10 protein-coding genes and 2 pseudogenes are annotated in these 6465 nt (G+C 38.0%); all 12 read left to right on the forward strand.

Annotated elements, in window-relative coordinates; translation table 11 throughout:
- A pseudogene (locus tag LDK53_RS23080) lies at positions 1-528 on the forward strand (RHS repeat-associated core domain-containing protein); the annotation flags it as partial.
- Positions 525-1004: a hypothetical protein gene (locus LDK53_RS20530; protein ID WP_225287933.1), complete on the forward strand. Its 480-nt coding sequence runs from the start codon at positions 525-527 to the stop codon at positions 1002-1004. The pseudogene LDK53_RS23080 and the gene LDK53_RS20530, both read left to right, overlap by 4 nt.
- A gap of 25 nt (positions 1005-1029) precedes the next feature.
- Positions 1030-1500: pseudogene (locus LDK53_RS20535) on the forward strand (type IV secretion protein Rhs); the annotation flags it as partial.
- Between the two features lie 26 nt (positions 1501-1526).
- Positions 1527-1724, forward strand: a complete 198-nt coding sequence (locus LDK53_RS20540) for a hypothetical protein (protein ID WP_071788853.1) — start codon at positions 1527-1529, stop codon at positions 1722-1724.
- Between the two features lie 91 nt (positions 1725-1815).
- Positions 1816-2508 carry an Imm43 family immunity protein gene (locus tag LDK53_RS20545; RefSeq protein ID WP_225287934.1) on the forward strand — a complete coding sequence of 231 codons (693 nt, stop codon included), beginning with the start codon at positions 1816-1818 and terminating at the stop codon, positions 2506-2508.
- 145 nt (positions 2509-2653) lie between these two features.
- Positions 2654-3217: a hypothetical protein gene (locus LDK53_RS20550; RefSeq protein WP_225287935.1), complete on the forward strand. Its 564-nt coding sequence runs from the start codon at positions 2654-2656 to the stop codon at positions 3215-3217.
- A 306-nt stretch (positions 3218-3523) separates the two neighbouring features.
- Positions 3524-3766, forward strand: coding sequence for a hypothetical protein (locus tag LDK53_RS20555; protein WP_225287936.1), 243 nt, complete (start codon positions 3524-3526; stop codon positions 3764-3766).
- Positions 3767-3868: 102 nt separating this feature from the next.
- Positions 3869-3970, forward strand: coding sequence for a hypothetical protein (locus tag LDK53_RS20560; protein WP_080690917.1), 102 nt, complete (start codon positions 3869-3871; stop codon positions 3968-3970).
- Positions 3971-4051: 81 nt separating this feature from the next.
- On the forward strand, positions 4052-4369 hold the full coding sequence (locus tag LDK53_RS20565; protein WP_225287937.1) for a hypothetical protein: 318 nt from the start codon (positions 4052-4054) through the stop codon (positions 4367-4369).
- A gap of 2 nt (positions 4370-4371) precedes the next feature.
- On the forward strand, positions 4372-4821 hold the full coding sequence (locus LDK53_RS20570) for a hypothetical protein (protein ID WP_225287938.1): 450 nt from the start codon (positions 4372-4374) through the stop codon (positions 4819-4821).
- 201 nt (positions 4822-5022) lie between these two features.
- A complete protein-coding gene (locus tag LDK53_RS20575; RefSeq protein WP_225287939.1) occupies positions 5023-5811 on the forward strand; it encodes an Appr-1-p processing protein in 789 nt (262 codons plus the stop codon).
- An 87-nt stretch (positions 5812-5898) separates the two neighbouring features.
- A complete protein-coding gene (locus LDK53_RS20580; RefSeq protein WP_225287940.1) occupies positions 5899-6300 on the forward strand; it encodes a hypothetical protein in 402 nt (133 codons plus the stop codon).
- Positions 6301-6465: the final 165 nt, after the last annotated feature.

A 6465-nucleotide genomic window follows, 5' to 3' on the forward strand; every position in this document is an offset into this window, starting at 1 on the left:
TCTGTTCCGGTATTACGACCCGGACTGCGGACGGTTTACGCAGCAGGATCCGATAGGGCTGGCGGGGGGGATAAACCTTTACCAGTATGCGCCGAATGCACTGGGGTGGGTGGATCCGTGGGGGTTGAGCCGTAAATGTAGGGATCCATCTAAAGAAGCTACGAGATGGCAAGGTCAAGGTGATTACAAAGTATAGATGTCTACAAAAACAGGAAACTGAAAAAAGGCACGATTCTGTATGCATTATATCCAAACGGTGATACTCCTCCATCATATGCAGTGACTTATCCAACCGTTAGGCAAAATAAAGGAGATGCTATAGGCTACCATGAAGCACTTCAGGTTAAAATAGATCCTCATCGTACATTAAGAACGCAAGTTAGAGCTTATTATGTAAGTGAGGATATTGATGTAGCATATGGAAGAGGATTGGCTAATGAGATATATGGTCGAGGGGGTGGGATGCAATTCTTTATCCCTGAGGAAGTTAGAAATCTATTGATACCGGGGAAGGTCATTAGCATATGATTAATTTTAAAATTAACGTGGTAAATGGTAAGGTTGAGTTAGACAATAAATGTCTTTTAATACAAAGGGAGGATGAATTTATAACTTCTGATCTTTACAAATATCTTGAATCAGAAAATAAAATGCAGAAATTAATTCCCCATCATTATACAGTTAATACCGTTCTTTGGTCGGGAAAGGAATTCGAGATTATAATACAACCATTATGCTTCAATAATTTGCCATTTACGGTGCAATTAATTTATAAAGAGGGAGGGTATTATAAGGCAATAAATGATTGGAATAAGGTTTCTAACATTGATATGCTAAATAAAGAAGTCGAATTTTTATATCAATGGGTGTCGGGTGAATATGATCTTGGCAAACCAGATGAAAAAGAAAAACATAGTATAATGTGGCACTTGGAATGGGGTGATATAACTATTTGCTATGATATTAAATCATTTAATTGCGGTATTTATTTAACGTGGAATTAACTATTAAATAAGGTTGTCATATTATGCTGATAACCCGCTTGAAGGTTCCGCTGAGAAGGTCACGCACAATCGCCTGACGCAGCTGAACGGCATTCGCTGGCGTTATGACATCCACGGCCGCACCGTGGAGAAGGATAACGGCCAGACCCGCTGGCACTACCGCTACGACGGCGAACACCGCCTGACGGAAGTCATCAGCCAGCCGCGGGATCGCAACAAACCGCAGACGCAGGTCAGCTTCCGCTACGATCCGCTCGGTCGCCGCATCAGCAAAACGCGCCGCCAGATGCTGGGCGGACAGCCAACCGGTAAGCCGGTTACCACCCGGTTTGTCTGGGAAGGGTTCCGGCTGCTGCAGGAAGTGCACGGGGATGTGCCGCTGACCTACGTTTACAGCGATCAGGACAGCTACGACCCGCTGGCGGGTATTGACGGCGTTGATGCCCCGGAGATTTTCTGGTTCCACTTCCAGCCGAACGGCACGCCGGAGCGAATTCTGCTCACCATGTTATACCCGTTGAGGTGTGGAAAGAGGAGCAATCATTCTTCAATGATATTGGCATCGGAAAAGACATGAACTCTGCGTTTAATGGTATTAATTTTCCAGGTAGCGCATCAGCGATGAAACAAGATGCAGGGAAAGGTATGGATATCTTCCATAGCAGTAATCATCATAACTATAGTGACATTCTCCGTCGGCGCATTGCTCGTGTTGAGTAACGATATATTTCTGGAAGATTAGATGCTAAAGGGGCGAGGATAGCTATAAGGCGGATCCAGATTGATATGAAGAATAAAATTTGGATGGGTCATGTTCCCACAAAAAAATCAGGGGAATGAATTAATGTCCTATTATGTGATCATGAATGACTTTGAATCATCACTCATGCCAAGAAATTTACAGGGCATGGTTGATGAAAGATTACAGGTTAATGAAAACTGGGAAATAGAAGGCTCTGCCTTTTCCTTCCCTTATCGAATAACAGACGATGCATGCCCAGACCATATTTATTTGTTGTGCAATAAAAATGTTGGGGCTTTAAAATTTGACTATTATAAAAAAGACTTTGGACACTTGATGGATAAGTCTTTATTTTCAATTTTTGAAAATTATAAGCACAATGTTTTTTTTGGCCGAGATATAACACCAGTTTCGATTGGGAATGGTCAAGTTCTTCGGGATGATTTTAAATATGTATATTTTCCAGGCGGCGATGTTATAGATAAGGATAAATCTATTCTCGAAGAGGATAAGTTCGGAGATACCATACCTTTTAAAATTGAATTCAAGGATGATGCGCTAGAAAATGATATACTTTCGTTGAACGACACATTGTTAGGTGGTTTTATCATTGTTAAACAAGAGGTCAAGAAAGTTATAGACAGTAAAGGATTCCGGGGGTTGAAACTTGTTCCACTAGAAAATGCTTTAGACGTCTTCTGTGAAGATTATTTCTACGAAATAGACTCAAATCGTAAAATAAAGGGCAATAAACTACCTTAATATTGAAGGGTGTCGTGCCATTATTGATTCTTTGTTTTTCTTTTTTAATGGCGCGAAGAACTTCTTTGGATTATGAGTACATTTTTCAACTATGGATATAGTAATTTTCAGAGTAGCCAATAATGTTAACTCTTAAAGAGGAATAATGCATATAAAAAATACTATCCAAGACTTTGTCAACAAATTCAAAATGAATGATTTAAATATGGGAGAGATAGACTATGCAGACGATGAAAATGAAACTTCTTTTCCTGTAAATTTAAATGGTGAAATTCGATTTTTTTATAGCCATTTGATTTTAAATGACCACCCAACATTTGATGGTGCATTCATTATACAGATTGTTGAGCCCCAAGAGCTTAATAAAATGTTATCAGGCTGGCGAGTTCAAAATGACACGACCTGGCGCGATGAATATATAATCTTTGCTGAACGAAATGGAGATGTTCTTTTTTGTGATACCCAAAATATCACATCTCCTGTTTATGGTAGTATTCAAAAAAGAAATTTCATTATTTCCAATTCGTTAGCCGACTTTTTGGATGCTTTTTGTTCTGCCATTGAGATTGAACAAAGTAAATATGATGGTGATGCTACAGATGATGATTTTAATTTCAGAGAGGACTTTCTGGAAGATATCGATTTAATGCTAAAAAGCAAGCTTAAGGATGTTGAGGCAGAAGGTTTTAAGCAATTCTTTTTTGGCTAGGTTAATAATAAAAACTAACACTTTTAGAACCCTCCTTACTTCTGACAACATTTTCCGCTTAAAACCACTTTTATATAGGCAAGGAGGTCTCTTTTCGATTGATAATGAATAAGCATATGAAAAACGGTTTCGATAAATTTGATGAAAAAGTTACATCTCTTGTAGAAAAAGGAAACGAGTTCCATTTAAATGGGCCTCACCTAGTGAAGTTGCTGATCTGATGTGGAAAATGACAACAAAAACAGATGGTAAGTCGATTATTCTCAAATTGGGTGATGGAATAAAAAGTACTGGAGTAATATTGTTATGAATACTAAAGGAATAAATACTAGAGACGATTTTATTAAATTTCTTGAGAATTTATCTTCAAATGCCAGAAATAATCTAAGTGAGTGGGAGAGCAAAGACTTACCCTCATATTTTGAATCGATGGCATCTTGGGTTGGAGATATGGATGGATATTATTTAAATCAAAGATTACCTGTTCCAGAAAATGTTAACTGGACATTAATTGCAGATATTTTAATGGCTGCAAGAGTTTATGAATAATATTCAATAATAATTGGCCGGGAAGAGCATCAAATCTTCCCGGCTTTTTATTATTTAACGTGTTAAAAAGTATGATGGCGTCCGAATCGTTCCGATGACCCGATAGGTTTTAATGGCGGTATAAATACTTACGTTTACGCCACTAATCCGTTGAATTGGGTTGATCCATTAGGATTGAAAGCGAAGTGTGCACCGACTCGATAAAATGACCATAACCAGGCGGCATTTGGTAGGCAGTGGCAAGGAAGAGGGATTTATCAAGGCCGTTATTCTTGGTCAAACACAATGCTTAAAGAAGGCGATATTGTTTATGGTGGAGCACCTGGGCAGTCAGGATTTTATTTCGACAAAGCCACTTTAGAAGCTGCTAATGGTAGTCGACAAAAATTATGGGAAACTTTACAAGTTCTACCTCATGAAAAATATGGGTTTAGAAGTAAGATTCAGATGTATAGAGTCAAACGAGATGCTATTGCTGGTACGGGACAAGCTTTGTCACCAGATACTGAAATGTTAGGAAGCGGTGGCGGTACCCAATTCTTCCTTTCGAATTATAAAAAAGTTCTGGAACCTATTGGTCTTCCATTTGATATTGGGATGTAAAAATGAATTTTGACGCAGAAACTGGTGTTCTTAAATTTAATAAAAGGGTTCTATTAGGACCAAGAGTTACTAAGACAGAGTTGTTTAATAATACAAATGTAAGGTGGGAGGGGTGGCCTGAAAAAAAAGACAATAAAACAGTCTCATACAGAACTATCCTTAAAGGTGACCATGAGTTCGGAGATATATATCTAATAATTGACTTCTTGGTTCCCAATGATCCTAACTCAATAATTCGTAGTTGGCGCTTCGCCCCAGAAAAATTATTGATGGGAAAACAGAATAGACCCGAAGGGAAAGTCAGCCGATGTTTAAGGGAATGGTTCAAAACTAAATCTACTATTGTTCTTCCTGTATCAAGGGAGTGGGGACATGTTGATGCTGCTTATGACCCTCATAACCTAACAGGAACAATTCTCTGCCACTATTGCTTAGACCCTCATGAATTGTAAGTGGAGAATTGGTAAAATATATGATTCAATTGAAGTTACTTATATGACTATATCATAGTATTTCCAATATAAATTGGACAGTTGCCATCCTAGGCGAGAAAATAAAAAGGTATAAGCCATTTTGTTGACAAAGATGTTACTGGCCTGGATGTAATTGAACCCCGAAAAAAACATTCTTTATTTTAAACACAAAAGATCTTGATGTCTCCGAAAGAATGGTTAAAAGTGCGAGGAGTTGTGGTTGATGTGAAAAAATATTATAAAGGTAACGTTGATTTTATTGCAGGTGAAGGAATTATTCTCAATGAATTCATAGGGGAAGTGGCCACACGACAAATAAATATTATAGATGGCGATTGTTATGCATCTTCCTCTTTGCTAGATAAAAACGATAAAGTTGGTTTTCTGCTGTATGATGGTAAAAAAAGCGATCTGGACTTAAGTGATGCTGAAGAAATTTCGAATGAGGAATTTGAAACTTTCTGGAAAACATCAACGAGTTTATTGCAAGAAAAAAAACAAATAAAGTTCTTGTCTGGAAATGCTGTGGAACCTTTGAAAAAATCCATAGTTATTGCTCACATTGTGAATAATAAAGGGAAATGGGGTAAAGGCTTTGTTCTGTCTCTTTCAAATAAATATCCTTCTGCAAAGGAATACTATCTCAATAGCTTCAATGGAAATAACATCCCAGAATTAGGTACGGTTGATTTTGTCTTGGTTGATGCTAAAGAACAGATATTTATTGCTAATATGTATGCACAAGATGGTATTAAGAAAAATGTCAATGACAAAAATCAATACGTATGTTATGCATCCCTGGAAGTTTGTCTTGAAAAGTTATCTGACTTTGCTTTAGTAAATCGCTTTTCAGTACAAATGCCAAGAATAGGCGCTGGCCTCGGTGGAGGTGATTGGGATGTTATAGAGTCATTGATACTTAAAAAGATTTGCTATAAGATGATCGATTGCAATGTAATAATTTTATAATATAAAATGATAATTTAGTAATGCATTTTATTGAATTCGATTGTTGCTTAGAAAAGGATTTTTAATTAAAAGGACAGGCGCTTGAGTATGAAAATATCTATAACAAATACTATTGAAAAAGGAAACGAGTTACACGACATCCAAAAATACGCCGAGGCTTTAGAACAATACCAAAAGGCCTGGCAAGCTCTTCCTGAACCAAAGTCCGAATCAGAATTTGCCAACTGGATCTCTGCATGCATGTACAGCGCATATTTTGATCTTGCGGATTACGTTGAGGCAAAGAAATGGGGAGAGACGGCTTTACGGACACGTGGATCGGATATAGACACTGCACCGTTAATCGACTTGGGTATGGTCTGTTACGAGTTGAATCAATTCGATGAAGCGTATAAATATTTTAACGATGCTTATAACTACGGCAAAGAGCGTGCTTTTCAGGATAGACCTAAAAAATATCTTGAGTTCTATCTGCGTAAGAAGGCGTAAGAACAGTAATTTATACCATTCAAAACAAATCAAACGTTAAACAAGAAGTTCATTACGTCGCCATCTTTAACGATGTAATCTTTATCGATGGGACAACTTTACCGGCAATGCCCAGCGCCCGTCGCCGCGCCGCTGGTCCCGCCGCTTGGAGTACGATTATCGCAA

The sequence above is a fragment of the Enterobacter sp. K16B genome, assembly GCF_020216105.1.
GTDB classification, from domain to species: Bacteria; Pseudomonadota; Gammaproteobacteria; order Enterobacterales; family Enterobacteriaceae; genus Enterobacter; species Enterobacter sichuanensis.

Excerpts from the sequence above, each read along its gene's own strand:
- LDK53_RS20530 (WP_225287933.1), top strand. The coding sequence starts at position 525 with ATGATTAATTTTAAAATTAACGTGGTAAATGGTAAGGTTGAGTTAGAC.
- LDK53_RS20545 (WP_225287934.1), top strand. The coding sequence starts at position 1,816 with ATGTTCCCACAAAAAAATCAGGGGAATGAATTAATGTCCTATTATGTG.
- LDK53_RS20550 (WP_225287935.1), top strand. The coding sequence starts at position 2,654 with ATGCATATAAAAAATACTATCCAAGACTTTGTCAACAAATTCAAAATG.
- LDK53_RS20555 (WP_225287936.1), top strand. The coding sequence starts at position 3,524 with ATGAATACTAAAGGAATAAATACTAGAGACGATTTTATTAAATTTCTT.
- LDK53_RS20565 (WP_225287937.1), top strand. The coding sequence starts at position 4,052 with ATGCTTAAAGAAGGCGATATTGTTTATGGTGGAGCACCTGGGCAGTCA.
- LDK53_RS20570 (WP_225287938.1), top strand. The coding sequence starts at position 4,372 with ATGAATTTTGACGCAGAAACTGGTGTTCTTAAATTTAATAAAAGGGTT.
- LDK53_RS20575 (WP_225287939.1), top strand. The coding sequence starts at position 5,023 with ATGTCTCCGAAAGAATGGTTAAAAGTGCGAGGAGTTGTGGTTGATGTG.
- LDK53_RS20580 (WP_225287940.1), top strand. The coding sequence starts at position 5,899 with ATGAAAATATCTATAACAAATACTATTGAAAAAGGAAACGAGTTACAC.